The 300-nt window shown below is 57.3% G+C and carries 1 protein-coding gene; it reads right to left on the bottom strand.

The features are described from left to right. The coding region (locus SB725_RS30645) for an SPFH domain-containing protein (RefSeq protein ID WP_410923110.1) at positions 1-300 on the bottom strand (300 nt) is incomplete at both ends.

Here is a 300-nt window from a genome sequence, read left to right as displayed (position 1 = left end):
CGTTCATCTCAACGCGCACTACGTTCTCGTCCGACGTCAGCATCACACCAGAAGCGGCCAGTTCACGCACGGCTTCCACGTTCACCGGTTTGACTTCGTCGATAAACGTCGGTTTCCAGTTCAGACCCGGCTCAACCAGATGGCTGAATTTACCAAAGCGTGTTACCACGCCGCGTTCGGCTTCTTTAATGGTATAGAAACCACTGGCCGCCCAGATAATGACAATCGCTGCCGCTGCGATGGTAACGACACGACCGCCAAGCTGCGGGCGCGGGCCTTGCGATGAACTGCCACCGCCAG

The sequence above is a fragment of the Pseudomonas sp. SIMBA_041 genome, from assembly GCF_046535095.1.
GTDB classification, from domain to species: domain Bacteria; phylum Pseudomonadota; class Gammaproteobacteria; order Pseudomonadales; family Pseudomonadaceae; genus Aquipseudomonas; species Aquipseudomonas mucoides.
Note: the sequence above shows the minus strand (reverse complement) of the source record. Positions and strands in the feature narration are given on the sequence as shown.